At 71.2% G+C, this 25,436-nt stretch carries 21 protein-coding genes and 1 other RNA gene; 5 read left to right on the top strand and 17 right to left on the bottom strand.

Annotated elements, in window-relative coordinates; all coding sequences use genetic code 11:
* Window positions 1-29: 29 nt before the first annotated feature.
* The 9 genes from WCE39_RS05545 to WCE39_RS05505 all read right to left on the bottom strand — a co-directional run bounded on the left by WCE39_RS05545 (window position 30) and on the right by WCE39_RS05505 (window position 13,106).
* Entirely contained in the window at window positions 30-1,919 is a 1,890-nt protein-coding gene (locus WCE39_RS05545; RefSeq protein WP_343275690.1) for a carboxypeptidase regulatory-like domain-containing protein, read from the bottom strand.
* Window positions 1,916-4,213 (bottom strand): hypothetical protein, encoded by a 2,298-nt coding sequence (locus tag WCE39_RS05540; protein ID WP_343275689.1) that lies wholly within the window; start codon window positions 4,211-4,213, stop codon window positions 1,916-1,918. The genes WCE39_RS05545 and WCE39_RS05540 overlap by 4 nt, the downstream gene beginning before the upstream one ends.
* Complete coding sequence (locus WCE39_RS05535; RefSeq protein ID WP_343275688.1) at window positions 4,210-5,577, bottom strand: BatA domain-containing protein; 1,368 nt, start codon at window positions 5,575-5,577, stop codon at window positions 4,210-4,212. The genes WCE39_RS05540 and WCE39_RS05535 overlap by 4 nt, the downstream gene beginning before the upstream one ends.
* Window positions 5,574-6,479, bottom strand: a complete 906-nt coding sequence (locus tag WCE39_RS05530) for a DUF58 domain-containing protein (RefSeq protein ID WP_343275687.1) — start codon at window positions 6,477-6,479, stop codon at window positions 5,574-5,576. Before WCE39_RS05530 ends, WCE39_RS05535 begins: the two co-directional genes overlap by 4 nt.
* 11 nt (window positions 6,480-6,490) lie before the next feature.
* Window positions 6,491-7,489 carry an AAA family ATPase gene (locus WCE39_RS05525; RefSeq protein WP_343275686.1) on the bottom strand — a complete coding sequence of 333 codons (999 nt, stop codon included), beginning with the start codon at window positions 7,487-7,489 and terminating at the stop codon, window positions 6,491-6,493.
* A gap of 147 nt (window positions 7,490-7,636) precedes the next feature.
* Window positions 7,637-8,368, bottom strand: a complete 732-nt coding sequence (locus tag WCE39_RS05520) for a DUF4159 domain-containing protein (RefSeq protein ID WP_449283987.1) — start codon at window positions 8,366-8,368, stop codon at window positions 7,637-7,639.
* The gene (locus tag WCE39_RS05515; protein WP_343275684.1) at window positions 8,355-9,689 is read right to left on the bottom strand and encodes a TldD/PmbA family protein; all 1,335 of its coding nucleotides are present in this window, start codon (window positions 9,687-9,689) and stop codon (window positions 8,355-8,357) included. Before WCE39_RS05515 ends, WCE39_RS05520 begins: the two co-directional genes overlap by 14 nt.
* A gap of 21 nt (window positions 9,690-9,710) precedes the next feature.
* Window positions 9,711-11,345, bottom strand: coding sequence for a TldD/PmbA family protein (locus WCE39_RS05510; protein ID WP_343275683.1), 1,635 nt, complete (start codon window positions 11,343-11,345; stop codon window positions 9,711-9,713).
* Between the two features lie 132 nt (window positions 11,346-11,477).
* Window positions 11,478-13,106 carry a TldD/PmbA family protein gene (locus WCE39_RS05505; protein ID WP_343275682.1) on the bottom strand — a complete coding sequence of 543 codons (1,629 nt, stop codon included), beginning with the start codon at window positions 13,104-13,106 and terminating at the stop codon, window positions 11,478-11,480.
* A 179-nt stretch (window positions 13,107-13,285) separates the two neighbouring features.
* On the opposite strand from WCE39_RS05505, the gene WCE39_RS05500 reads away from it, so the two are divergent.
* The gene (locus tag WCE39_RS05500) at window positions 13,286-14,014 is read left to right on the top strand and encodes a helix-turn-helix domain-containing protein (protein ID WP_343275681.1); all 729 of its coding nucleotides are present in this window, start codon (window positions 13,286-13,288) and stop codon (window positions 14,012-14,014) included.
* A 39-nt stretch (window positions 14,015-14,053) separates the two neighbouring features.
* On the opposite strand, the gene WCE39_RS05495 is transcribed toward WCE39_RS05500, so the two are convergent.
* From WCE39_RS05495 to ssrA, 6 genes are all read right to left on the bottom strand, one after another.
* Window positions 14,054-16,063, bottom strand: a complete 2,010-nt coding sequence (locus tag WCE39_RS05495; RefSeq protein ID WP_343275680.1) for an ATP-binding protein — start codon at window positions 16,061-16,063, stop codon at window positions 14,054-14,056.
* Entirely contained in the window at window positions 16,060-16,854 is a 795-nt protein-coding gene (locus tag WCE39_RS05490; protein WP_343275679.1) for a response regulator, read from the bottom strand. The genes WCE39_RS05495 and WCE39_RS05490 overlap by 4 nt, the downstream gene beginning before the upstream one ends.
* A 32-nt stretch (window positions 16,855-16,886) precedes the next feature.
* On the bottom strand, window positions 16,887-17,162 hold the full coding sequence (locus tag WCE39_RS05485; RefSeq protein WP_343275678.1) for a hypothetical protein: 276 nt from the start codon (window positions 17,160-17,162) through the stop codon (window positions 16,887-16,889).
* Complete coding sequence (locus WCE39_RS05480) at window positions 17,152-19,503, bottom strand: FdhF/YdeP family oxidoreductase (RefSeq protein WP_343275677.1); 2,352 nt, start codon at window positions 19,501-19,503, stop codon at window positions 17,152-17,154. Before WCE39_RS05480 ends, WCE39_RS05485 begins: the two co-directional genes overlap by 11 nt.
* The gene (gene fdhD, locus WCE39_RS05475; protein ID WP_343275676.1) at window positions 19,500-20,393 is read right to left on the bottom strand and encodes a formate dehydrogenase accessory sulfurtransferase FdhD; all 894 of its coding nucleotides are present in this window, start codon (window positions 20,391-20,393) and stop codon (window positions 19,500-19,502) included. Before fdhD ends, WCE39_RS05480 begins: the two co-directional genes overlap by 4 nt.
* 94 nt (window positions 20,394-20,487) lie before the next feature.
* Window positions 20,488-20,841, bottom strand: a transfer-messenger RNA (tmRNA) gene (gene ssrA, locus WCE39_RS05470).
* A gap of 175 nt (window positions 20,842-21,016) precedes the next feature.
* Between ssrA and WCE39_RS05465 the strand changes: the two genes are divergently transcribed.
* The gene (locus WCE39_RS05465) at window positions 21,017-23,206 is read left to right on the top strand and encodes a CHASE domain-containing protein (RefSeq protein WP_343275675.1); all 2,190 of its coding nucleotides are present in this window, start codon (window positions 21,017-21,019) and stop codon (window positions 23,204-23,206) included.
* A gap of 45 nt (window positions 23,207-23,251) precedes the next feature.
* Here the strand turns inward: WCE39_RS05465 and smpB are convergent, their stop codons facing one another.
* Window positions 23,252-23,749, bottom strand: a complete 498-nt coding sequence (smpB, locus tag WCE39_RS05460) for an SsrA-binding protein SmpB (protein WP_343275674.1) — start codon at window positions 23,747-23,749, stop codon at window positions 23,252-23,254.
* Window positions 23,750-23,801: 52 nt separating this feature from the next.
* Between smpB and WCE39_RS05455 the strand changes: the two genes are divergently transcribed.
* Complete coding sequence (locus tag WCE39_RS05455) at window positions 23,802-24,230, top strand: type II toxin-antitoxin system RatA family toxin (RefSeq protein WP_343275673.1); 429 nt, start codon at window positions 23,802-23,804, stop codon at window positions 24,228-24,230.
* Window positions 24,231-24,233: 3 nt separating this feature from the next.
* Window positions 24,234-24,494 carry an RnfH family protein gene (locus WCE39_RS05450; RefSeq protein ID WP_343275672.1) on the top strand — a complete coding sequence of 87 codons (261 nt, stop codon included), beginning with the start codon at window positions 24,234-24,236 and terminating at the stop codon, window positions 24,492-24,494.
* 13 nt (window positions 24,495-24,507) lie between these two features.
* Here WCE39_RS05450 and WCE39_RS05445 read toward each other — a convergent pair whose 3' ends face one another.
* A complete protein-coding gene (locus WCE39_RS05445) occupies window positions 24,508-24,900 on the bottom strand; it encodes an outer membrane protein assembly factor BamE (RefSeq protein WP_343275968.1) in 393 nt (130 codons plus the stop codon).
* 103 nt (window positions 24,901-25,003) lie between these two features.
* Here WCE39_RS05445 and fur point away from each other — a divergent pair, with 103 nt between their 5' ends.
* Window positions 25,004-25,408 (top strand): ferric iron uptake transcriptional regulator, encoded by a 405-nt coding sequence (fur, locus tag WCE39_RS05440; RefSeq protein ID WP_343275967.1) that lies wholly within the window; start codon window positions 25,004-25,006, stop codon window positions 25,406-25,408.
* Window positions 25,409-25,436 lie beyond the last annotated feature (28 nt).

Here is a 25,436-nt window from a genome sequence, read left to right as displayed (position 1 = left end):
ACGACGGGCCGCAGGGATGCGGCCCTTTTTCATGGTCCGGCGCGCCTTGAGCGGTCGGGCGGTAGCGTCGCGGCCTCGCTTCGGCGTGCGGCGCGCTCCAGCCACCACAGCGCTGCCGCGGCCAGCAGCCAGGCCAGGAACCATGGCCAGCGCGGGCCGGCGTCGGCGGTTGACGTGGCATTCCCTTCGGCCGCGGCCTCGGACGCGTCGGGCGTGGCGGTCCGGGCCAGGCGCAGCGTGGCGTCCCGCCGGGCTCGCGCAGCGAGGCCCGGCAATGCATCGGACGCGTGCACGTACAGCATGGGAGCGGTGTCGCCTTCGCCGATGCGGTGCCATCCGCTGTCACGCGGCCAGACCGCTGCGCAGCCGCCGGCGAGCGGGTCGGCCTGCGGATGCAGGCGATTGCCATCCGGGGCCAGCAGGGCGGAGCCGGGCGTCACGTCGCACAGCGTGGCGAGCCGGCCGGCGCGTGCGATGCCGTCGAAGCGCGGCCGCCTGGCGGCGCCGGCGCGCGCGAGCGTGGCCGTTGCTTCGCTCCACAGACGCGCGTGTCCCTGGCCATGGCCGGTGAGCACGAGGCGGAAGCTCTGGTCGAGGTTCCAGATCGCGATCCGGCCGAGTCCCGACGGGCGCCAGCGCGAGAGTGACGTGCCGGAGGCGTCGTCTAGCAGGGACAGCGAGCCGTCGGCGAGGATCGGATAGGGCTGGCGTGCAAGCGGAGGGGGTGCTTCGTCGGTGGCGTCGTCGACAGGGACGGGAGCGGCCCTGCCAGCGGCAGCGGTGGTGGAGGCGGTGGCCCCCGACGCCTTGCCTGCATCCAGGAGCACGTCCGCGTCGAGCGTGGGATCGGCGCGTCCGAGCGTGAAGCCGAGCTGGCGCAGGGCGTCGCGCGTGGCGGCGTCCGGCGCGGCGGTGAGGCGCAGCATCAGGCCCAGGCCTTGTTCGACCGCGGCAAGCACGGCGCGGCGCGCGGGTGCTCCCAACCGGTTCCAGGCGCGCTCGTCGACGATGACCAGGTCGAATTGCGAGAGGCTCTCCGGGTCGAAGGTCGGCGGCGCGTCGCCCGTGGCCACTCCCCGGCCCAGTGACATGTGGCTGTGCAGCGACAGGCCGGCATCGCTGGCCCAGCGCCGCAGGTACTTCAGCTCCGGGTTGGGTGCGCCGGAGAGGAGCAGCAGGCGTGCGCCGTCGCCAGGGCGCGGGTCGACCGGGATTTCAGCTTCGGCTTCGACCTTGCCCGGGAGGCGCAGCCTGTAGATCGCGGGGCCGGATGCCCGCACGGGGGCCTGCAGCTTGAAGCGGCCCGCGTCGTCCGGCGTGGCGCGGTCCCGGACGGTACCGGCGGGGTCCAGCAATTCCACGGCGCCTTCCGCAGCCTCCTGCACGCGGCCGGAAACCTGCAGCACGCCACCGCTGGCCACGCGCGCGGGCGCACGCAGCTCGACGAGGCCCGGCGGCAGCTGCTGCGGATCGAAGATGAGCGGCAGGCCGCGCGTGGCCTCGCGATCGCGTGTGGCCAGCCCGCTGCCCAGGACGTGCAGGTGGCCCACCTGCGGATGCAGGCGCAGCGCCGTGGCCAGGTCGGGCACGCGCTGTGCCGCCGCGGCGTGGACCGCATCGCTGCCTGCTTCGGGCAGGGCGACGAGGAGGGCCCCGTCACGCACGGCCTGGCGCGCCTGCGCCGCGTCGGTCCCGGCGGTCATGAGCACCAGGCTGGCCGGTCCGACCGGGCGCCCGGGTGGAAGCAGCGTTGCATACAGGAGGGCCGCGCAGGCGCACTGCAGGAGCAGCATGGCGGCCAGGCGCCCTGCGCCCGGCCGCCGTCCTGCCGGCAGGCGGTGCCAGCGCAGGATGCGGCGCAGCGATCCGGCCACTGCCGCCACTGCCAGCACGAGCGCGATGGTCGTGGCGAGGCTCATTCGCTGTCGTCCTTTTCCAGCGCATCGAGGTAGGCCTTGCCGATGGCATCGGGGCGCGTGCGCTGGAGCGGCGCCGCGGCTGGCGGCCGGGTCAGCGGCCAGAGCAGGGCGCGCAGGCGCTCACGGCAGTCGTCGCAGGCGGGGTCGCGTTGCACCGCATCGATTGCGGCCATCACGGCCAGTGGGTCGCTGCTCCGCTCGCTGTTCGTGGCCAGCCAGGCCTGCAGTGCGCCGAGGTCGATGCCGTCATCGACGGGCGGCGTGGCGAGTGCGCGCCAGAGCGCGGCGGGGACGTCTTCGTCCAGCCGGGCGCGCGCCAGCGGGGCGCGCCGACTGGCGATTCCCGCGCGATCGCCCGAAAGTCGCCGGCTGAAGTCGACGGGCGGCAGCCCGGTGCCGGTGCGTGCGAGATGGATGCGGTCGGCCTGCTGGATCTCCTTGACCAGGACCAGGGCACGGTTGGCTGGCGGCAGCGCGTCACGCGGGCGTGCCTGGCGCAGGGCGAGTTCGGACTGCCACATCTCGCCCAGCGCGCGGCGCAGCAGGGCGCGGGTCCCAGGGTCGAGCAGGGTCGCCGCCTCGGGGATGTCGTGGACGTGGCCGAATTCCTCGAGCACGTCGCCGGCCTCGCCGAATCCACTGCGGCCGGGTTCGCCCGGTGGAGGGGCATCGCCTGACGCATGGTCGTGTCCGGGTCCGTCCGCCGTCGCGGTTCCGCCATGCCCGCCGTCGTTGACGCCGTCGTGTTCGCGGGCCTCCTCCTGCGCGGCGGACACCATCTCGCGCCATGCGTCGGCTTCGTCCTCGGCGTCGCTGGTCGGCAGCAGGATGGGCGGCGGCGGCAGGTCGTCGGCATCGACCTGTCCGCGGGTCGGCAGCGTCGGGGCGCTCTCGCTCTCTTCGCCCAGGAACTGCCCATAGCGCAGCCGCAGCAGGCGCTGGTCCACCGCGATCGCATCCGAGCGCGCGCCGAAGGCCTCGTCCTGGAGTCGCGGCCGTTCGGCGATCAGGGCTTCGGCATCGATGATGATCTGGCGCTGGCTGGCGAAGTAGGCGGGCAGCACCTTCTGCAGCACGCCGTCCATGCCATCGTCGTCGCGCGCCTGCGGCATCGGCCAGCGGAGGATGTGGCTGGCGCTGCGCGCCGACTGCGCGCGCCCGGGGCGGTTGTCGTGCACCTCGAAATAGACGATCAGGTCGTCGCCTTCGGCAAGGCCGAGCGCATCGAGATCGAGCTGCTGAGTGAACCGCCGGCGGTGGCGGTCGCCACGACCGCCGAGTCGCCGCACCTCATCGCGGAACCGGATGTTCTCGCCGCTGCCTTCGGTCATGGTGAGGTGCATGTCGGCGCTGGCGGCCAGGCCGTGGTCGTCCTCTGCTTCGAAGGCCAGCGTCCAGCGCCGCTGCCCGGGCGTACGCAGGCTCAGGGTGTGAGCCGGCGCGGTGACCCGGATCGTTGGTGGCAGGTCGCGGGTGACGTCGATGCGGTGCAGGGTTTCGTCCCGCCATGGCCGCGCGGCGCTGGCGACGATGCGATAGAGGCCGGGCTGCTCCGCGACGGCGTCCCCGTGCCAGCGTTCGCCATCATGCTCCAGCGCGATCCGGCGGCCGTCGACGAATTCCAGCGCCACCGCGTCCGGCAGGGTGTTGAAGCGCAGCGTCCATGCGAGCGTCGTGCCCTCGGGGACCTTCGCGTCCAGCGCGGTGTCCTCACGGGCTGGCAGGCCGGTATAGGCGGGCGGGGTGATGCCGAGGCGGTGTTCCACCAGCCCGGTCGCGGCCGACGCGGCGGCCGCGGCGGCGTGGGAGTCGCTCCTGCCCGCCGAAGCATCGACGGTCGATCGGGCGGGCCACAGCAGGATGGCTGCGATCAGCAGGGCGGCGATCGCGACGCTGGCCAGGATGCGGGCCAGTGGCCAGGGTGCGCGCACGCCGGCGACCTCGGCGGAGGGCAGGCGCTGCAGGATGCGATCGCGCTGCAGGCGCGCCAGCGGCGGCAGGCGTGACGCCTCGGCGGCGAGCAGGCCGCTGCTGTCTTCGAGCTGTGGATGGTTCGCGTCGAGATGGCGCTCCAGCCAGGTGCGGTCGAGCGTCCGGGAAGACCACCGGGCCATCGCCATCGCCAGGAGCATGGTGACAACTGCGGTGCCCAGCGTCGGTACCGCGCGTCCATCGCCGAGGCGCCAGGCGAGGACGCCCGCGACGGCCACCCAGGGCAGGGCGGGCGCCAGCGTGGCCGCGAACCGGCGACGCCGTGCGGCGCGCAGCAACTGCGCGAAGGCGTCCCTGCTCATGCCCCGCGCTCCCCGCGCGGTCCTGCCGCCAGCCAGCGCTCGAACAGGAACAGCAGGGCGATGGCCAGCGCCAGCCAGGGGGAAAGCTCGCGCAGGGCCTGCGGCCACGGGCCGACATCCGCCAGCAGCGGCGCATGTTCGGCGGCGAGCACGCGCGAGGGCGCAGGCGGCGGCTCGAGGGCGATGCGCAGCCGGTGCGGGAAGTCGGCGTCCAGCAGGACCGGGAGCGCCTGGGGGGCCAGCGCCCGCGTCCATTGCAGGGTGCGACCGCGGCCGATTGTGGCTTCGCGCAGCAGCGGAATGCCCTGTTCGTCTACCCACGCGGTTGTGGCGTGTTCCAGCGCAGGCAGCAGCGTGTCGTGGGCGAGCAGCGCGGTGCCGCCGGCTTCGATCCATGCGATCGCCTCCGGCGGCAGCGCCCCCTGCGTGAGCCAGGCGCGAACTTCCAGGCCGGTCGGGACGCTGGTATCGGCGTCGCTGGCAGCACTCGTGTCGTCGCCGTTATTGCCGTTATTGCCGCTGTTGCCGCTGTTGCCGTTGGTGCCGTTGGTGCCGTTGGTGCCGTCGGCGGCGTCTTCGCCGGCCTGGTCACTGCTGTTGCGCGGCTCGTCCTGGTCGTCGCCGCCGTGAGTGGCCCGCCAGGCGACGGCCACGGCCTCCAGGTAGCGCGCGCCGTCACCGGTCCCTGCATCCTCGATGATGAGCCGCGGCGCGGGCGATGCCGGGGAGGCTCCCTCCAGCGCGCCGGCTGGCGACGCGCCCGCATCGGGAAGCACGCGCCATTCCACCCGACGCGACAGCCGTGGGCGCTCGGCATCGACGCCTTCCAGAACGGGCGGTACGAGCACGACCAGCGCTGCGCCGGTCTCCATCTGCATGTCGAGTTCGCGCAGCAGGCTGATGCCCGTGCGTGCGTCGGGCGGTGGTGGAGCTTCGTCCAGTGATGGAAACCCCGGGGCAAGCCAGCGACGTTGGATGTCGGCGGAAGCGACATCTTGATCGCCGCCGTGATCGCCGCCCGCATCCGCTGCAGCAGCGTCCGCAGTGGAATACACGGCATCGCGAAGCGCGTCGTCACCCACGCCCGGCGCTGCGACGATCCACGGCGCGCCGCCGCCGGCAAGCGGCAGCACAGGACGTGCCAGCAGCAGCGCCAGCAGGACGATGAGCAGCAGCCGCAACACGAGCAGCAGCCGCTCCTCGAAACGCAGCCGCTTGCGCGGGCGCAGTCGCGTGCTGAGCCAGCGCAGCGCTGCGAAGTCGACCGGCTGCTGCTCGTCCCGTCGCGCCAGGTGCAGCAGCAGCGGCACGGCAAGGGCGAGCAGTGCGGCAAGGCCGGCGGGCAGCAGCAGGCTCGGATTCACGGTGCGCCGCCTCCGGCGCCCGCGCTCCCGTCGAACAGGCGCCGCAGCGGCAGGTCGAGTGACTCGTCGAGCACGTATTCCACCTGGCGGATACCGGCGGCGGCCAGGCGGGCGGTCTGCTCGCGCCGCGCGGCGCCAAAGCGCTGCAGGAAGTCCGCGCGCATGGCGGCGCCGTCGCCGCGGAGCTCCGTGCCGGCTTCGACGTCGCGGAAGACGTGTCCGCGTTCGAATGGGAAGTCACGCTCCTCCACGGTCAGCAGGCGGATCACCAAGACTTCGCGCTGCGCCGCTGCCAGGCGCATGCCGAGCGCCAGCGCCTCCGCATCGAAGCCATCGGTCAGCAGCAGCACCAGGTCCCGCGGGGCGATACGCCCGTGCAGCGGCGCGAGCGCGCCCGTGGCCGGCCAGCTGCCGCCGGCGCGCAGGCGATCGAGCGCGAGCAGGCAGCGGTCGCGGTGCCGCGCGCCTGCCGAAGCCGCCTGCATCGCCAGGCCCTCGCCGTTGACCATGGCCAGTCCAAAGCGGTCGCCCTGGCGAAGTGCGATGTCCATGGCCGCGGCGGCAAGTCCGCGAGCGGCATCCAGCCTTGTCCAGTCGGGACGCGCACGATCGGCTTGCGCCATCGACGCGCTGGCATCGATGAGGATCCAGATCGCCAGCGGGCTGTCGCGCTCGGCTTCGCGCACGAACCAGCGGTCGGAGCGCGCATAGAGCTTCCAGTCCACCTGGCGCGGCTCGTCGCCCGGCTCGTAGGGGCGGTACTGCGCGAACTCGATGCCGGCGCCGCGGCTGTGGCTGGCGTGCTGGCCGAAGCCGCGATCGCCCCGGGCCCGTCGCGGAGTGATCGCGATCTGCCGCAGGCGCGCGCGTACATCGGCCGGCAGGAAACCGGGCGTGGGCATCGCGCGGGCGCTCAGGCGGCCGGTGCGGGCACGGCCTGCAGCAGGGCCCCCACCACGTCGTCGGCGTCCTTCTGCTCGGCTTCGGCGGCGAAGGACAGGAGCAGGCGGTGGCGCATCACCGGCGCGGCCATGGCATGCACGTCCTCGCGCGTGGCCGCGTAGCGCCCCTGCAGGAGCGCGCGCGCCTTGGCCGCCAGCACCAGCGACTGGCCGGCGCGCGGGCCGGCGCCCCAGCGCACCCAGTCGCGCACCGCCGGCGGCGCATCCGGGCCCGGGCGGCTGGCGCGCACCAGGCGCGTGATCCAGGCCAAGAGGTCCTCGCCCAGGTGCACTTCGCGCACCAGCGCCTGCAGCGCCAGCACGTCGTCGCCGTCCATCACTTTCGGGACGACCGGCCGGGCGCTGCCGGTGGTCTGCAGCAGGATCTCGCGCTCCCCGGCTTCGTCCGGATACTCCACGCGCACGTGCAGCAGGAAGCGGTCCAGCTGCGCCTCGGGCAGCGGATAGGTGCCGGCCTGCTCCAGCGGGTTCTGGGTGGCGAGCACGAAGAAGGGCGAGGGCAGGGCATGGGTGGTGCCGGCGTAGCTGACGGTGCGCTCCTGCATCGCTTCCAGCAGCGCCGCCTGGGTGCGCGGCGGGGTGCGGTTGAGTTCGTCGGCCAGCAGCAGGTGGGTGAACACCGGGCCGCGCTGGAACTTGAAGCTGCGCCGGCCGGTGCCGTGCTCCTCTTCCAGGATCTCGGTGCCGAGGATGTCGCTTGGCATGAGGTCCGGGGTGAACTGGATGCGGCGGAAGCCGAGGTCGAGGGCCTCCCCAAGCGAGCGCACGAGCAGCGTCTTGCCTAGGCCGGGCACGCCCTCGAGCAGGCAGTGGCCACCGGCGAGCAGGGCGACCAGCATCTGCTCGACCACCGCCTCTTGGCCGACCACGGCCTGGGCGATGGCGGCGCGCAGGGCGTCGAGGCGGGCCATCTGTTCGCGGATCCCGGATTCGTCGAGCGTGGCGTTCATTGGCAAATCACTTCCGGTTCTTCGTCTGGACTGTGGGAGCAGCGACAGCTGCGATCGTGCGGCCACGGGAATGACATGGGGAAAAAAAAATCTGGCGGACCGGGTCGCAGCTGTCGCTGCTCCCACGGCGTGGCGTCGCGGTGGGTGTCATGCGCTGAGGGCATACACCACGATGTTCACCGCGAACTTCGTGTTGTCTTCGGCCAGGAAGCGCTTGTTGCGCCAGTCGTAGTCCCATTCGCAGCCGTAGTCCTTGTTGCTGTAGAGCACGCCCAGGCGGCCGTCGATCTCGATGCCCTTGAGGTAGTCGTGCACCAGGTCGTCGCCCCAGCCGTTGAGCTCGTAGCTGGTCGCGGGCGGGCCGTCGGGGAAGCGGAAGAAGCTCGAGTACAGCGGATGGCTGTCCGGGAGCTTCCGCAGGGCGTCGCCGCCGAAGATGTCGACCATCTGCCGTTCGAAGGATTTCGCGAACAGGCCGTCGATGTCGTGGTTGCAGTCGTCGACGAAGACGAAGCCGCCGTTGCGTACGTAGCGCTCGAAATTGCGTCGCTCGGCCGGATTGAACTCCACCAGCTTGTGCCCGGCGAGGTAGCAGAAGGGCGCCAGCAGCATCTTCGGATCGGCCAGCGCGACTACGTGCTCCTTCGGGTCCACCCGCAGGCTGGTGTAGTCGACCAGCGCGGTGGCCAGGTTGGCCGGCATGCGCTGGTCGACGTCCCAGTTGCCGGAGTCGTACTTCAGGCGGGTGAACCAGAAGTCGTAACCGGCGTTGGCGCGAGCAATCGCCGGGAGGACGGAGGCCGCGAGCGCGGCGGCGAGCAGGCGCAGGGCGCCGCGGCGGTCCACGTCGTCCCGGCCTCCGCCCTCAGACCGCGTCAGAGAGCGAGGTGAAGGTGAAGTCGCGCAGGCGCATCGGCGGGATCATCATGCTGAAGCGCGACTCGTCGCCGCTGACGCGCACCGGCTTGCCCAGCTCGTCGATGTTGTTGAGCATGATCACCGGCGACTCGTTGAAGCGGAAGTTCTTCAGCGGGTATCTGATCTCGCCGTCTTCGATGTAGAAGGTGCCGTCACGGGTCAGGCCGGTGAGCAGCACGGTCTGCGGATCGACCATGCGGATGTACCAGGTGCGGGTGACCAGGATGCCGCGCTCGGTGCCGCGCACCAGGTCGGAGGTGGACGCGTCGCCGCCGGCCATGATCAGGTTGCCCGGTCGCGCGACTTCCTGCCGGCCCTGCTGTTTGGCCCAGTAGCGCGAGTACAGCAGGTTGGCGATCTTGCCCTGGTCGATGACCGGGATCCGCGTGCGCGGCAGGCCTTCGCCGTCCCAGGGCATGACCGGTGCGTCCTGGTCCCAGGGATCGGCGTGGATGCTGACGCGGGGATCGAAGACCTGCTCGCCCAGCTTGTTGCCGCCGCCCTTCTTCGACAGGAAACTGCGGCCCTCATCGGCCTGGCGGGCGTCGAAGAAGTTCATCATGAACGAGATCAGCCCGGCTGCCGCGTGCGGCTCCAGGATCACGGTGTACTTGCCCGGCTCCAGTGCACGCGCGTTGGCCGAAGCGCTGGCCTTGCGGATCGCGGTGCGCACGTCGCGGCCGGCGTTGAAGGGGCCGATGGCGGTGACGTTGCGGCCGACCCAACCCGAACCGGTACCGTCTTCGGTGCGCACGGTGCAGGTGTAGTCGGCGCTGGTCGAGGTCTGGTAGCCGAAGTTGCCGTTGCTGTTGGCGAACGCGGTGAAGCCGCGGCTGTCTTCGAGGAAGCCGGCGGCGATGAGCTTGTCGGCACGGCTGGGGACGATGGAATCCGCGGCGACCTGCGCGCGGTACTCGGGCGTGATCGCCGCGGTGGCGTCGTCCCAGGTGGCGCTGGGCCGGTATTCCTGCTTCCCGATGGCCGGCATGAACTCCGGGTTCTCCGGCGCCAGGCGGGCGAGGTCCTCGGCGCGGCGCACCACGCGCTCCAGCGCGGCGTCGTCGAACTCGTTGATGCTGGCGGTGCCGACGCGCTTGCCGAACGCGACCTGCACGGCGAGTTCGGTGTTGTCGACGATGCCGCTGGTGGAGACGTTGTTGAGCGCGAAACGGATGTTGCCGGCGGTCGAGCCACTGAGCGTGGCGGTGCATTCGTCGGCGGTCGACAGCGCGACGACCTTGTCGAGGATGGCCTTGGCCTGGGCTTCGGTGAGCATGGGCATGTTGTGGGTTCCTGTGTCCGGTCAGCCGAGGTTTCGGGCGGTGTTGATGACGTTGATGCCGTTGAAGCGCGCGGTGCTGGAGCCGTGCGAGACCGCCGACACCTGCGAGGGCTGGCCCTTGCCGTCGAAGAACGAGCCGCCGAGGCGGTAGTCGGACTCGTCGCAGACCGCGACGCAGGCGTTCCAGAACTCCGGCGTGCGGATCTGGTAGGCCACGTCTTCGACCATGCCGGTGATGGCACCGTCCTTGATCTCGTAGAACAGCTGGCCGCCGAACTGGGCGTTGTAGCGCTGCTGGTCGATCGAGAACGAGCCGTCGCCGACGATGTAGATGCCGTCCTCGACGTCCTTGACCATGTCCGCGACCGAGAGCGTCTGCTTGCCCGGCGCCAGCGAGACATTGGCCATGCGCTGGAACTGCACGGTCGACCAGGAGTCGGCATAGCAGCAGCCGTCGGACTCGGTCTTGCCGACGATGTGGGCCTGGTCGCGGATGGTCTGGTAGTCGACCAGGATGCCGTCGCGGATCAGGTCCCAGCGCTTGCACTTCACGCCTTCGTCGTCATAGGCCACGGCGCCCAGGCTGCCAGGCTGGGTCTTGTCGGCGAAGATCGTGACTTCGTCGCTGCCGTAGCGGAAGCCTTCCTCGCGCTTGTCGAGGGTGGCGAAGCTGGTGCCGGCGTAGTTGGCCTCGTAGCCGAGCACGCGGTCGAGCTCCAGCGGATGACCGACCGATTCGTGGATCGTCAGCCAGGTGTGCGAGGGATCGAGCACCAGGTCGTAGCGGCCGGGCTTCACGGTCGGCGCTGACAGCTTCTCGCGCGCCTGCTTCGCCGCGGCCACGGCATCCTCGACCATGTCGTAGGAATGGCCGTAGTTGACCACGCCGTTGGGCGAGACGTACTTCTGCGAGGGGTCGCCATCGAAGTATTCGTAGCCCAGGCCCATCGGCGAGGACAGCCCCGAGCGCGAGCGGAACTTGCCGCTGGACTTGTCGATCGCGGTGACGTTCATCGGCGCCCAGATGCGGTGCACGTCCTGGTCGATGTAGGAGCCGTCGGTGGAGGCGAAGTACTTCTGCTCGTTGACCGCGAACAGGGTGGAATTGACGAAGTCGGCCCCGGCGTTCGTGGCCGCGGCATTGACCGACAGCAGCAGCTCGACCTTGTCCTTGACCGGCACGTCCATGGCATTGCGGCGGATGGGCGTGCGCCAGGAGACTTCGCCGTAGCCTGGCGCGGCGGCGAACTGCACCGGCGCGGTCTGGATCTTCGCGTTGGCGTGGGCGATCGCGGCGGCCTGGCGCGCGGCGCCGGCCACGCCGTCGGCGCTCAGGTCGTTGGTGGCCGCGAAGCCCCAGGCACCGCCGGCGATCACGCGCACGCCGACGCCGGTGGATTCGGTGTTGACCACGTTCTGCACCTTGTCCTCGCGGGTGACCACGAACTGGCGCAGGTAGCGGCCGATGCGGACGTCGGCGTAAGTTGCGCCGGACTCGCGCGCCGCCGACAGCGCGGCGTCGGCGAGCGCCTTCTTGCGCACGACGTCGATGGAGGTGGCGAGGTCCTCCGCGGCGATTGCCCGGGTGAACAGCGAGGGCACCATCAGGCCGCCCAGGCCGATGCTGCTGAAAGTCAGGAAATCACGTCTGTCCAAGGCTGGCTCCCCGGTGTGTGCGCATGGATTGGAAGTTCCGGAAGGTGCGCACGCGTGCGCAGCCACGGGACCCGCCGATTCTTGCGGTGTCCGCAGCGGGGGGTCAATGAACTAATGGCACGGTTACCGCGCTCAACCCAGGTTGCGTGCGGTGTTGATGATGTTCACGCCGTCGAAGCGCGTCGTGCTGGAGCCATGCGACACCGCCGACACCTGTGACGGCTGTCCCTTTCCATCGAAGAACGAGCCGCCGTGCCTGAAGTCGCGGGCGTCGCAGATCGCGCTGCATGCGTTCCAGAACTCGGGCGTGCGGATCTGGTAGGCGACGTCCTCGACCATGCCGGTGATCGCCCCGTCCTTGATCGCGTAATACAGCTGGCCGCCGAACTGGGCGTTGTAGCGCTGCTGGTCGATCGAGTACGAGCCGCGGCCGTGGATGTAGATGCCGTTCTCCACGTCCTTGACCATGTCCGCCACCGACAGCCCGTCGCGCCCGGCCTCGAGCGACACGTTGGGCATGCGCTGGAACTGCACGCTCGCCCAGGAGTCGGCATAGCAGCAGCCGTCGGATTCGTCCTTGCCCAGGATGTGCGCCTGGTCGCGGGTGGCCTGGTAATCGACCAGGACGCCGTCGCGCACCAGGTCCCAGCGTTTGGCGGGCACGCCCTCGTCGTCGTAGCCCACGGCTCCGAGCGTGCCGGGGGTGGTGCGTTCGGCGATGAAGTTCACCCGCTCGCTGCCGAAGCGGAAACCCGCGTCGCGCTTGTCGACGGTGGCGAAGCTGGTGCCGGCGTAGTTGGCTTCGTAGCCGAGCACGCGGTCCAGCTCCAGCGGGTGGCCGACAGACTCGTGGATGGTCAGGAACAGGTTGGATGGGTCCAGCACCAGGTCGTAGCGGCCCGGCTTCACCGAGGGCGCGCGCAGCTTCTCGCGCGCCTGGCCGGCCGCGGCCACCGCGTCCTCGCGCATGTCGTAGGAGTCGCGGTACTGGACCACGCCGCCCGGCAGCTGCAGCTTGCCCGAGGCATCGCCGTCGAGGTACTCGTAGCCCATGCCGACCGGTGCGCCCAGTCCGTGGCGGGTGCGGAAGCGGCCGCTGGCCTTGTCCACCGCGGTAACCGTGAACGGCGCCCAGATCCGGTGGATGTCCTGGTCGACGTAGCTGCCGTCGGTGGAAGCGAAGTACTTCTGCTCGTTGACCAGGAACAGGTTGGATTCGACGAAGTCCGCACCTGCGGCCATGGCCGCGGCATTGACGCCCAGCAGCAGCTCGATCTTCTCCTGCACCGGCACCTCCATGCCGTTGCGCCGCAGCGGCGTGCGCCAGCTGCGCTCCCCCAGGGCGGGTGCGGCCGCAAGTCGGACGGGACTGTCCTGGATGCCGGCGTTGGCGCGCGCGATCGCCGTCGCCTGCCGGGTGGCCCGGGCCACGGCATCGGGACGCAGCGCGTTGGTCGCGGCGAAGCCCCAGGCGCCGTTGGCAAGCACGCGGATGCCAACGCCGGTGGACTCGCTGTTGACCACGTTCTGCACCCGCGACTCGCGCGTGGACAACGACTGCCTGAGATAACGACCGATGCGCACGTCGCAGTAGCTCGCACCTGCGTCGCGCGCGGCCTGCAGCGCGACGTCGGCCAGGGCGCGCTTGAGCGCGGGATCCAGCGTGGACGCGAGTTCGGCGGCGGCGATGGCCCGCCCGCCGGGCAGTGCGAGCGCGAGGGTGGTGGTTCCTGCAAGGACGAGGAAGTCGCGGCGTTGCATGGGTCTCTCCGGTGGGCGTCGCGACGCAGCTTGACGCAAGACGGCACGGGTCGCCACGCCGGAAGGTCACGTGCCGCAGGCGCCCCGTTACATTCCGTTACCAACCGTTACCGGGGGCTGCCCGTACGCAGGACACGGCTGAATAGAGTGGGGCATCGCAGGAGATCCGGAGTCGCACCATGTTCCAGAACGCGCTGACCAGCCACGTCCCCGACCGCGCCGCGAGCGCCGGCAACTGGGCGGACGACCGGCGCCAGCACGCCGCGCCGGCGCTGGAATCGCTCCTGTTGCGCTGGCCGCCGCGCGTGCATCGCCTGGAGCCGCGCCAGGCGCTGTTCCACGCGGGGCAGCCGCGCGCCTCCCTCTTCTACGTCCGCTCTGGCTGCTTCAAGACCAGCGTGCTGAGCGAGGACGGGCGCGAGAAGATCACCGGCTTCCGCATGCGTGGCGACCTGCTTGGGCTCGACGCCGTCGACATGCCTGCGCACGCCTGCGACGCGGTCGCGCTGGACGCGGCCGAGGTCTGGGAGCTGCCCTGCGCGAACCTGCAGGACATGCTGCCCGACATCCAGGTCCGGGTGACCGCGATGCTCGCCGGCGAGATCCGCCGTGACTGGCGCTGGATGCTGGCGCTGGGCACGCTTGGCGCCGACCAGCGCGTGGTCGCCTTCCTGCTGGACCTGTCGGCGCGCTTCGCGACCATGGGGCTTGACCAGGAGCTGTTGCTGCTGCGCATGACCCGCGCCGAACTCGGCAACTTCCTGGCGCTGACGCTTGAAACCGTGACCCGGGCGCTGTCGCGCCTGCAGTCGCGCGGGATGATCGAGGTCAGCGGCCGCCGCATCCGCATCATCGACGAAGCGGGCCTGCGCGAGGTGCTCGCGGGCGACGGCGACCGCTGGCCCTGACGGCCGGCGCCAGGCTCGGACGCGCGCCGGGGCACCGGATCACGCCCGCGGTGCGAGTTCGCCGCGCACCGCGTCGACCAGGTCCTCGCGCCGCCAGGGCTTGCGCAGCAGCTGCAGCCCGGACGTGCCCTCCGCATCGGCGACGTGCTTTTCGTCGCCCGATGTCAGCAGCACGGGAAGCCCCGGGTGCAGCTCGCGAGCGCGGCGTGCCAGCGCCTTGCCGTCCATGCCCGGGCCCAGGGTCACGTCGGTGAACAACAGTGCGACGCCGGCGTCGGAGGCCAGGCGCGCGAGCGCCTGCTCCGCGTCCTGCACCGCGTCCACGGCGTAGCCCGCGTCGCGCAGGAACGCGACGGTGATCGACCGCACCGCGGCATCGTCCTCGACCACCAGGATCCGCTGGCCACGGCCGGACGTGGCCGCCGCCACGGCGGCTGCACCGGCGGTGGCCGATGGCGCAGTGCCGGACCCATCGGCCACCGGCAGGTAGAGCCGGGCCTCCGTACCGGCGCCCGGGCTGCTGTCGATCTCGAGGTCGCCGCCGCTCTGGCGCGCGAAGCCGTACACCATGCTCAGGCCCAGGCCATTGCCGCGTTCTCCACGCTTGGTGGTGAAGAAGGGTTCCATCGCCCGCGCCAGCACGTGGGGCGACATGCCGCGGCCGTCGTCGCGCACGCTCACGCGCAGGTAGCGGCCGGGTGCGAGCCCGGCGCGGGAGGCGGCGACCTGCTCCTCGCCGGCGGCGACCACGATCGAGCCGCCGTGGAGCAGCGCGTCGCGGGCGTTGAGCACCAGGTTCAGCAGCGCAGCCTCGAGCTGGCCGGCATCGACGTAGGCGGTGGACAGGCCGTCGGCGACGTCCACGCGCAGGCGCACGTCATCGCCCAGCGTGCGGCCCAGCACGCGCTCGACGTCCCGCAGCAGCGCCGGCACGTCGACCTCGCGCGGCAGCAGCCGCTGGCGGCGGGCGAAGGCGAGGAGCTTGGCGGTGAGTTCGGCGCCGCGGCCCACCGAGCGCAGGGCGCTGGCCAGAAGCTCGCGGCCGGGCTCCGTGTCGACCTCCTCCTCGAGCAGCTGCAGGCTGCCCGACATCACCGTCAGCAGGTTGTTGAAGTCGTGCGCGATGCCGCCGGTCAGCTGGCCCACCGCGTCCAGCCGGTGCGCGTGGGCGAGCTGCTCCTCGGCGCGCCGCTGGCGTACGAAGGCGGAGAGGGTGGCCGCGGTCGACTGCAGCAGGTGGCGTGCGTCGTGGTCGAAGCGCAGCGGATCGCGCGCGGTGGCGAGCAGGGCGCCGAAGACCTGGTGGCGCTCCAGCACGGGCACCATCACCGCGCTGCCCGAGCGCGGCAGCGGCAGCGGGAACAGCGCGGCCGCGGACGGGTCCGCGGCGATGTCGTCGATGGTCCACGCTTCGCGGTGCTGGCCCGCGAACGGCCGGGGCGGCGTGCTGCCGACCTGCCAGGCCGGCCCCGCCGCCGCGCGCACTTCGGCCCGCTGCGATTCGTGCACGGTCGCGATGACCGCCACCGATTCCGCACCCAGGGCTTCGGCCAGCAGCGGCGGCAGCATCTCCAGAAGCTCCTGCTCGGCACTGGTTTCCAGCGCCAGCTGGCCAATGCGCGCCGCGATCGCGTCGTGGCGCGCGCGCGCCAGCGCCTGGCGCACGCGCTGGGTACCGGAAATGTCGCGGACCGATGCCAGGTAGCGCGGACCCTGCGGCGACTGCAGCGGGCTGAGGGCGATCTCGATGGGGAACTCGCTGCCGTCGCTGCGCAGGCCGACCAGCGTTTGTCCGCTCGCGCCCATCGGGCGCACGTGCGGCTGCTCCATGTAGCGGTCGCGGTAGGCGCGATGGCGCACGCGCGCCCCGGCCGGCACCAGGTCCTCGATCTCGCGACCCTCCAGGCTGCCGCGGGCGTGCCCGAACAGGGCCTCGGTGTGGGCATTTGCGTGGATGATGCGGCCATCCGCCCCGATCACGACCAGGGCGTCGGGCACCGCTTCGAACAGTCCGGGGATGCCGAGGGGCGGAAGCGGGCCGCCACTCATGCCGGCTGCACGTCCGCCGCGAGCAGGTAGCCCATCCCGCGCACCGACCGGATCAGTCCGGGGGTCGCGGGGTCGAGTTCGACCCGGCGCCGGAGGCGGGCGATGCCGACGTCGATCGCGCGATCGAAGGGCCCGGCCTCGCGGCCATGCAGGGCGTTCATGAGTTCGTCGCGGCTGCGGACCTCGTTGGGCCGTTCGAGCAGGGCACGCAAGAGGTCGAACTCGCCGGTGGTCAGCGGGATCTCGCTGCCGTCGGCATCGTGCAGCCTCCTGGCACCGAGGTCGATGACGAGGTGGGCGAAGGCCAGGCGGCGCGGTGGCGCGGTCACCGCCGGTGGCTCCAGCGGCGCCGCGCGGCGCAGCACCGAGCGGATGCGCGCCAGCAGCTCGCGGAAATCGAAGGGCTTGGCGACGTAGTCGTCGGCGCCCAGCTCCAGCCCGACCACGCGCTCGACCGCTTCGCCACGGCCGCTGACCACGATCACCGGACCCTGCCAGTGCGTGCGCAGGTGCTGCAACAGCGACAGGCCGTCGGCGTCGGGCAGGCCGAGGTCGAGCAGGACGACGTCGGGGGCGCCACGTGCAAGCGCCTCGTGCATCGCCGCGCCGCTGTGCGCGGTGCGGACCTGAAAGCCGTGCCGGCCCAGGTAGCGTTCGATCAGCGCGGCGATCTCGAGGTCGTCGTCGACCACGAGCACGTCCGGCCCGGACCGCGCGGCGGCGTTGGATGCGGTGGCGTCGCGGTTCATCGCGGCAAGGCGTTCGGGCCGGTTCGAGGGGGCGGACAGCATCGCACAGGGCGGTGCGCCGGGCGCCCGCGCGTCTACGGGGCGAGTGAATCCAGCAGCCGTCGCCCGGTCCCGGTAAGCACCACCATCACGCGTGCACCATCCCGGCGCGTGGCGACCCAGCCCGGCCCCGGTACGCCGCCGATGCTGCCTTCGCCCATCCAGGCCAGCGCGCGCAGCAGCAGGCTCATGCGCAGGCCCAGGCGCTTGCACAGCCGCGCCGTGGACAGGCCCCCGGGATGCGCCGCCAGTTCGGCCAGCAGCGCGTGCAGCAGGGCGGCGTCGACCGCCGGCGCGGGCTCAGTCGGCAAGGGCGGCGTGGATGTCGCGCTGGCGCGGCATGCCGGCGCCGGGCTGGTGCGCGGTCACGACCACCGGCACGGATTTGGAGGTCGGCGTGCGGGATCCGACGGCGAAGCTTGACAGCGGCACCAGCGGATTGGTCTCCGGGTAGTAGGCTGCCAGGCAGCCGCGCGGAATGTCGTACTCGACCAGCTGGAAGTACCTGGCCCAGCGCCGCGTGCCGTCGTCGCCCAGGCTTTCGAGGTCGACGCGGTCGCCCGCCGCCAGGCCCAGCGCAGCGATGTCGGCGGCGTGGGCGAACAGCACGCGGCGTTCGCCGAACACGCCGCGATAGCGGTCGTCCAGCCCGTACACCGTGGTGTTGTACTGGTCGTGCGAGCGGATGGTGGTCAGGGTGAATACCGGTTGCGTGCCGCGCTCGCGGCGGGCGCGGTGGATGGGGCCGTCAACGGGCACGGCGGCGGTGATGAAACGCGCCTTGCCCCCGATGGTCGCCCAGCTGCGGTCGCGCGCGCCGTTGGAGAGGCGAAAGCCCCCCGGGACGCGCACGCGCGCGTTGAAATCGTGGAAATCATCGAACACCCGCGCGATGAGGTCGCGGATGCGGTCGTAATCCTCGACCAGCCAGGCCCAGCGGACCTTCGAACGCGCGCCCAGGGTGGCCTGCGCCAGGTGCGCCACGATCGCCGGCTCCGACGGCAGCGTGTCCGAGGCCGGCGCATGGATGCCGGCCGACAGGTGCACCATGCTCATGGAGTCCTCGACCGTCACGCCCTGCGGCCCCGAGGCCTGCATGTCGATCTCGGTGCGACCCAGGCAGGGCAGGATCAGTGCCTCCCGGCCGTGGACGAGGTGGCTGCGGTTGAGCTTGGTGGTGACGTTGACGGTAAGCGCGCAGCCGCGCAGGCCGCGCGCCGTGGCTTCGGTGTCGGGCGTGGCGAGGGCGAAATTGCCGCCCATGGCGAAGAACACCTTCGCGCGGCCATCGACCATCGCCTCGATCGCACCCACGGTGTCATGGCCGGCCCCGCGCGGAGGTTCGAAGCCGAAGACGTCCCGCAGGCGGTCAAGGAAGTCCGCCGGCGGCTTCTCCCAGATCATCATCGTGCGGTCGCCCTGCACGTTGCTGTGCCCGCGCACGGGGCATAGGCCGGCGCCGGGACGGCCGATGTTGCCGCGCAGCAGCATCAGGTTGGCGATCATGTGGATGGTCGCCACCGAGTGCCGGTGCTGGGTGATGCCCATGCCCCAGCAGGCGATGACGCGGTCCGACTGCAGGTAGATCTCGCCGGCCTGGCGCAGCTGGGCCTCGTCCAGGCCGGACTCGGCGGTGATCGTGTCCCAGGATTCAGCCAGCACGTCGGCCGCGAAGGCATCGAAATCCACGGTGTGCGCGGCGATGAAGGCTTCGTCGAGCAGCGGCACCCCATCCCTGGCGATCGCCTCCGCATTGCGCTCGAGCACGTGCCTGGCCATGCCCTTGAGCGCCGCCAGGTCGCCGCCGATCTTCAGCTGGAAGTAGTCGGACGCGATCCTCGTCGATCCGCCGCGCGCCATTTCCAGCGTGTCCTTGGGGTCGGCGAAGCGCTCCAGGCCGCGCTCGCGCAGCGGATTGAACGCAACGATCCTGCAGCCGCGACTGGCGGCGTCGCGCAGCTCGCCGAGCATGCGCGGATGGTTGGTGCCGGGATTCTGGCCGAACACCAGGATGCAGTCGGCCTGCTCGAAATCCTGCAGCGACACCGTGCCCTTGCCGACGCCGATCTGCCTGTTGAGCGCCGTGCCGGACGATTCGTGGCACATGTTCGAGCAGTCGGGGAAGTTGTTGGTGCCGAACTCGCGCACGAACAGCTGGTACAGGAACGCGGCCTCGTTGGAGGTCCGTCCCGAGGTGTAGAAGACCGCCTCGTCGGGCGAGGGCAGGGCGTTGAGGTGCCGCGCGATCAGCGCGAAGGCCTCGTCCCAGCCGATCGGTACGTAGTGGTCGCTGGTCGCGTCGTAGCGCATCGGCGTGGTCAGCCGGCCCTGGCTTTCGAGCCAATGATCGCTGTACCCGGCCAGCTGCGCGACGCTGTGGCGTGCGAAGAGCTCCGGGCCGGCACGGTGCCGCGTGGCCTCCGCGGCGACGGCCTTGGCGCCGTTCTCGCAGAACTCGAAGGTGGAGGCGTGGTCGCGGTCGGGCCAGGCGCAGCCGGGGCAGTCGAAGCCGTCGGGCTGGTTGGTGCGCAGCAGGGTGCGGGCGCCGCCGACGCCCACGTCTTCCTTCACCAGCTGCCGGGCCACGCTCTTCAGCGCGTCCCAGCCGCCGGCCGGCCCGTCGTAGGTCCGGATCGTGCCCTTGTCGCTCATGTGGCGTCGTCCCCGTGGTCGCGCGCGTCGCCGTGCCCGACCGCATCGCCCGCGGATCCGGCGACCAGGCGCCGCCCGTGCGTGTACACCGCGTGACCGTCGTCGCGTGCGAATCCCACCAGGGTGAGGTTGGCGCGGTCCGCCAGCGAGATCGCCAGCGCGGTCGGGGCCGATATCGCCGCCATCAGCGCGATGCCCGCGCTGGCCGCCTTCATCGCCATTTCGTAGCTGGCGCGGCTGGTGACCACCAGGAAGCCGGCGGCCGGATCCCGCCCCGCGGCCTGCATGGCCCCGATCAGCTTGTCCAGTGCGTTGTGCCTGCCCACGTCCTCGCGGGCGAGCAGCAGCGTGCCGTCCAGCGACGCCCAGCCGGCGGCATGGACGGCGCCGGTGCGCGCATTGATCGCCTGCGCGGCGCGCAGGCCGCGCAGTGCGCGGCGCAGCGCGCCGGTGTCGACCACCGGTTCAATCGCGACCGGCGCCGGATAGCGCAGCGCGGCTTCCAGCAGTTCGCTGCCGCAGACGCCGCAGCCGCTGCGCCCGCCCATGCTCCGCCGGCGCAGGGCCAGTGCGTCGGCGCGCGCGGCCGGGATGCGCAGGCGGATCTCGATGCCCTCGATGAACTCCTCGATGCGCTCGATCGTCACGTCCCCCGCGGCTTCGACGATGCCCTCGCTGAGCGCGAACCCGGTGGCGAAGTCGGACAGGTCCGCCGGCGTGGCCATCATCACGGCGAAGGGTTCGTCGTTGTAGACGAAGGCCACGGGCACTTCTTCGGCAATGTGGTCGTCCAGCAGCTGCCGGGCGCCGTCCCGCCAGCGTTCGACGGGGCGCAGGACGCTACCGGTTGTGGTGACGGGTTCGAGGGGAGGGGACGCGGCGTGCGGCATGTGCCTAGGATGCCGCAATCGGCGCTGGCGGGGAGCGGTGCCGCCCTGCAGACGGCAGAAAGCCCGCATCGCTGCGGGCTTCCTGGTCTTGCGGTGGTGGAGGTGGGCGGAATCGAACCGCCGTCCGAAGGCACTCCATCCCCGGTCCTACATGCTTAGCCCGCCGTTGGATCTCGTTCCCTGACAGCACGGCGTGCGAAGCGCACCAGGAAACCAGCCTGTGAGTTCAACCGCGGCAGACAGGCGGCCGCCGCGGCTGGATTCCCGTGATGATGACCCTACATCCACGAGCACGGGAACAAGTGGGTTCGGGGCTTACGCCTTAAGCGGCGAGAGCGTAGTTGTCGTCGTTGGCAACTAGAAGTTTGCTGCTGGATTAACGAGGAAAGCCGCCCCCTCGGCATGCACCAGGCGATTTCGCGACCCCCGTCGAAGCCAGTGCACCCCCGTGTTCCGGGAAACCTGGCGCCTGCCGGGTGGCAGTGAACGCGCGTGACAAGACCAAGTATAGGGACGGCGGCCGCGACCGCAAGTGAGCACGTACACCAGCCGCACCGCGCGTTCAGCAGGGCCGGTCACCGCGCTGAACGGCATCCGGCCATCAAGCGGTATGCTCGTCGCCCATGGCCATGCCAGACGACACGCCCCCCGGCGAACCCCTCCCGGCCCGCCAGGGATACGTGCTTGCCGTGCTGGTGCTGGTGGCCGCGCTGACCCTGGTCGCGATCTACGCGACCGGTGCCGGCACCCGGGAGCGCGCGATGTCCGAAGCGCGGCTCTCCGCCGAGGCCGACCAGGTCGTGGCGCGCCTCCGCCAGCAGCTGCTGACCTATGAGCTGGTCACCCGCGGCGGTGTGTCCCTGCTGGCCGCGATCCAGCGCCCGAACGAACGCCAATGGCGCAACTACACCGACGGCCTCGACCTGTCGCAGCGGTTCCCGGCAATGCTGGGGCTCTGCTACGCCGCGGCCATGTCCCCGGCAGAGCTGCAGGATTTCCAGCTCGAACAGCGCGCGACATCGCGCCAGTTGTTTCGCGTGGATCCCGCGGGCGCGCGCGCCGAGTACGGTCCCATCATCCTGCTTGAACCGCAGACCATGGCCAACGCCGATGTCGTCGGCTTCGACATGCTGACCGAGCCGGTGCAGGCGGTCGCGATGGAAGCCGCGCGGAGCAGTGCGGCCGCGCGGATCACGGCGCCACTGCCCATGATGCAGGAGGGTGCCGGGTCGGGCCTCGTGATCTACGCGCCGGTCTACCGTTCGGGCATCGTGCCCGCGAACCCGGCGGCACGGCCGGCCGCGCTGTCGGGCTGGGTCTGCGCACCCTTCAGCATCGATCCGTTCGTCGCCTCCGCGCTGCCGGCCGGTGGCGGTGGGCTGTCTGTGCGCATCGTCGACATCGGCGAGGACGATGCCGAAGCCGACGACCTGCCGGTGTTCCCGCTCGACTCCGCGGCGTTCCCCGATGCCGACGCCGATGGCGTGCGGCACAGCCTGGTCGAGCAGGTGTATGGCCGCCGCTGGCGCCTCGACTTCCACCAGGCGCGGACAGGCGGCGGCGGTGGCCTGCTTGGCCCGGCCGGGACGATCGCCCTGGGGGTGCTCGCCTCGCTGCTGTTGTTCGCGCTGGCCATGATCCTGGCGCGCACCCAGTCGCGTGCCCAGGACATCGCGGCGCGGATGAGCGATTCCTATCGCCGCAGCGAACTCCGCTTCCGCAGCGCGATCCGGTTCTCGGCCATCGGCAAGGCCCTGCTCGACCGCGACGGCCGGATCATCGATGCCAACCTCGCCTTGGCCGACGTCGTGCGCACGTCGCCGGAAGAGCTGATGGGGCGCGTGTTCGGGAGCCTGTTCACCGGCGGCGACAACGCCGCAGAGGCGCGTGGGCGGGCCGCCTCGGGCAGCGTCTACCGGGTGACCCGCGACCTCCACCGCGATGACGGCGACATCCGCCACGTGCACCTGACCTATGCCCAGGTGCCGGGCGAGCAGGGCCAGGACCTGGCAAGCCTGGTCCAGGTGGAGGACATCACCGACCGCCTGCGTGCCGAGGCCCAGGTGCGGGCGCTGAACCGCACCCTGGAGACGCGTGTCGCGCTGCGTACCCGAGAACTGACGCGCGCCAACGAAGAGCTGGAATCCTTCGCCTACACGATTTCCCACGACCTCCGCGCGCCGCTGCGCGCGATCGACGGGTTCAGTCGCATGGCCGCCGAGCGCCACGCCGACGCCTTCGACGACGTCGGCCGCGGCTACGTGGCGCGGGTGCGCGCGGCCACGCTGCGCATGAGCGAGCTGATCGACGCGCTGCTGAAGATGAGCCGGGTCTCGCGCAGCGAGCTCAGGCGCGAGCCGCTGGACCTGTCAGCCATGGCCCACGACATCGTCGGCGAGCTGGCGCAGGGCGAACCCGCGCGCCAGGTGGAGCTCGCGATCGAGCCGGGCATGGTGGCGTCGGGGGACAGCACCCTGGTGCGCAACCTCCTGGGCAATCTGCTCGGCAACGCCTGGAAGTTCACCCGCGACACCAGCCCCGCGCGGATCGGCTTCCGGCGGGTCGAGCAGGGCGGGGAAGAGTGGTTCGAGGTCTCGGACAACGGCATCGGCTTCGACCAGGCCTATGCCGGCAAGCTGTTCCGTCCGTTCCAGCGCCTGCATGCCGCCGACGAGTTCGCCGGCGAGGGCATCGGCCTGGCTTCGGTGAAGCGCATCATCGAGCGCCACGGCGGCACAATCACCGGCGAAGGCGTTCCCGGAGGCGGCGCGCGGTTCCGGTTCACCCTGCCGGACGAACCCGCGAGCGCCTGAGGCGGCCCCGTGCGGGGCCGGTCCCCGGCCTGCGCCGGATGCGCGTCAGGCGTTCGGGTTGTGGCGGCGCATTGCGCGCTGCTTGTCACGCTGCCAGTCGCGGTCCTTGGCGGCGTCGCGCTTGTCGTGCGACTGCTTTCCCTTGGCCAGCGCGAGCTCGATCTTGACCTTGTTGGCCTTCCAGTACAGCGCCGTGGGCACGATGGTGAAGCCGTCGCGCTGCACCAGGCCGACCAGCTTGTCGATCTCGTGCCGGTGCAGGAGCAGCTTGCGGGTGCGGCGCTCGTCGGCAACCACGTGGCTCGACGCCTGGATCAGCGGCGTGACCTGGGCGCCGAACAGGAACAGTTCGCCGCCGCGGACCACGGCGTAGCTCTCGCCGATGTTGGCGCGGCCGGCGCGGATCGATTTCAGTTCCCAGCCCTGCAGTGCCAGCCCGGCTTCGTATCGGTCGCCCAGGTGATATTCGTGGCGCGCGCGCTTGTTGAGCGCGATCGTGCCCCCGGCCTTGGCCTTTCCCTTATCCTTTGCGCTCTTGCCCATCGCGCCATTGTCCCACGGCGCCGGGCGCGATAGGAACGGATGCACGCCCCCCATGCCCACCATCACACGGACCGCACTGGTGCAACACTCCGCGACCAGGATGTTCTCGCTGGTCAACGACGTTGCCGCATATCCGCGGCGCTTCGCCTGGTGCAGCGGGGCGCAGGTCCTGGAAGCCGATGACAAGCGCATGCTGGCCCGGCTCGAACTCGGCATCGGCGGCATCAGCACCTGGTTCACCACAGAGAACAAGCTGCTCCCGCCGCAGCGCATCGACATGGAGCTGCGTGACGGCCCGTTCCGCAAGCTGGCGGGACGCTGGGAGTTCCACGCGCTCGACGAGTCCGCGTGCAAGGTGACGCTCCAGCTCGACTTCGAACCGCGCAGCCGCCTGCTGCTGCCGGCATTGAAGCTCGGGCTGCAGGGGCTGGCCGACCGCATGGTCGATGATTTCGTGCGCGTCGCCGACGCGGGGAACTGAACGGTGCGTGTGGAGGTGGTCCTGGCCCTGCCCCGCGCGCATCGCGCGGTGGTGGTGGACGTGGCCGCGCCCGCGTCTGTCGCCGACGCCGTGGCGGCCAGCGGCCTGCCGCTGGAGGGCATCGACGCCTACGCGGTGTACGGCGTAAGGGTGGCGGGTGACGCGCCGGTGCGCGACGGCGACCGGGTGGAGCTGCTGCGGCCGCTGGTGGTCGATCCCAAGGATGCGCGCCGCCGCCGCGCCGCGAGGGCGGCCAAAGGCTGAGCGCGCGCGGACCTCAGCGGCGGCGCTTGGCGTCCTGGCGCGGCAGGTTGGGACCGAACTGGCGGCGCACGTTGCCGATCAGCTCCTTGTCGCGGTCGGGAAAGTAGTCACCCTCCCAGCGCTGCAGCGAGTCGCCTTCGAAGAACAGCACGAGGTTGTGCACTTTGGTCTTGCCGGCGCGGCCCACGCGTTCGGTGGCGGTGTAATCCCAGCGGTCGTGGTGGAACGGATCCTGGATCGAGGGCGTTCCCAGCAGCGCCGACACCTGCTGCCGGTTCATCCCGGCCTGCAGCTGCGCGGCGTTGGCGGGCGAGACCAGGCTGCCCTGGTAGACGGGCTGCTTGTAGACGAAGCTGCAGCCCGCGCAGAGGCAGGCGGCGAGGACGGGAACGATCAGGTTGCGCATCGGTGGCCAGGTCGGGACGGTCATGGGGCGATGATACACTCGCCGCGCCGCCGCGACCGGTCCACGGCAGCTGGCGCTGCAATCGCCAATGAACGGGAAACGCATGGAAACCAACGAGCTGCGCAAGGCCGGGCTGAAGGTCACGCATCCGCGCATGCGCATCCTGCAGCTGCTCGAGCAGGAGACCTCGCACCACCACATGTCCGCCGAGGACATCTACCGCCAGCTGCTGGACGGCGGCGACGAGATCGGCCTGGCCACGGTCTACCGCGTGCTCACCCAGTTCGAAGCCGCGGGCCTGGTGCTCAAGCACAACTTCGAGGGCGGCACCGCGGTCTACGAGATCGACCGCGGTGGCCACCACGACCACATGGTCGATGTCGACACCGGCAAGATCATCGAGTTCGAGAGCCCGGAGATCGAGGCGCTGCAGCACGAGGTCGCCGACAAGCACGGGTACATCCTGGAAGAGCATTCGCTGGTGCTCTACGTGCGCAAGAAGCGCTGAGCGGGCCGTCCAACCGGCGCGGGGCCCG

The sequence above is a fragment of the Luteimonas yanweni genome, from assembly GCF_039548475.1.
GTDB lineage: Bacteria > Pseudomonadota > Gammaproteobacteria > Xanthomonadales > Xanthomonadaceae > Luteimonas.
This window is presented reverse-complemented; position numbering and strand designations above follow the sequence as displayed.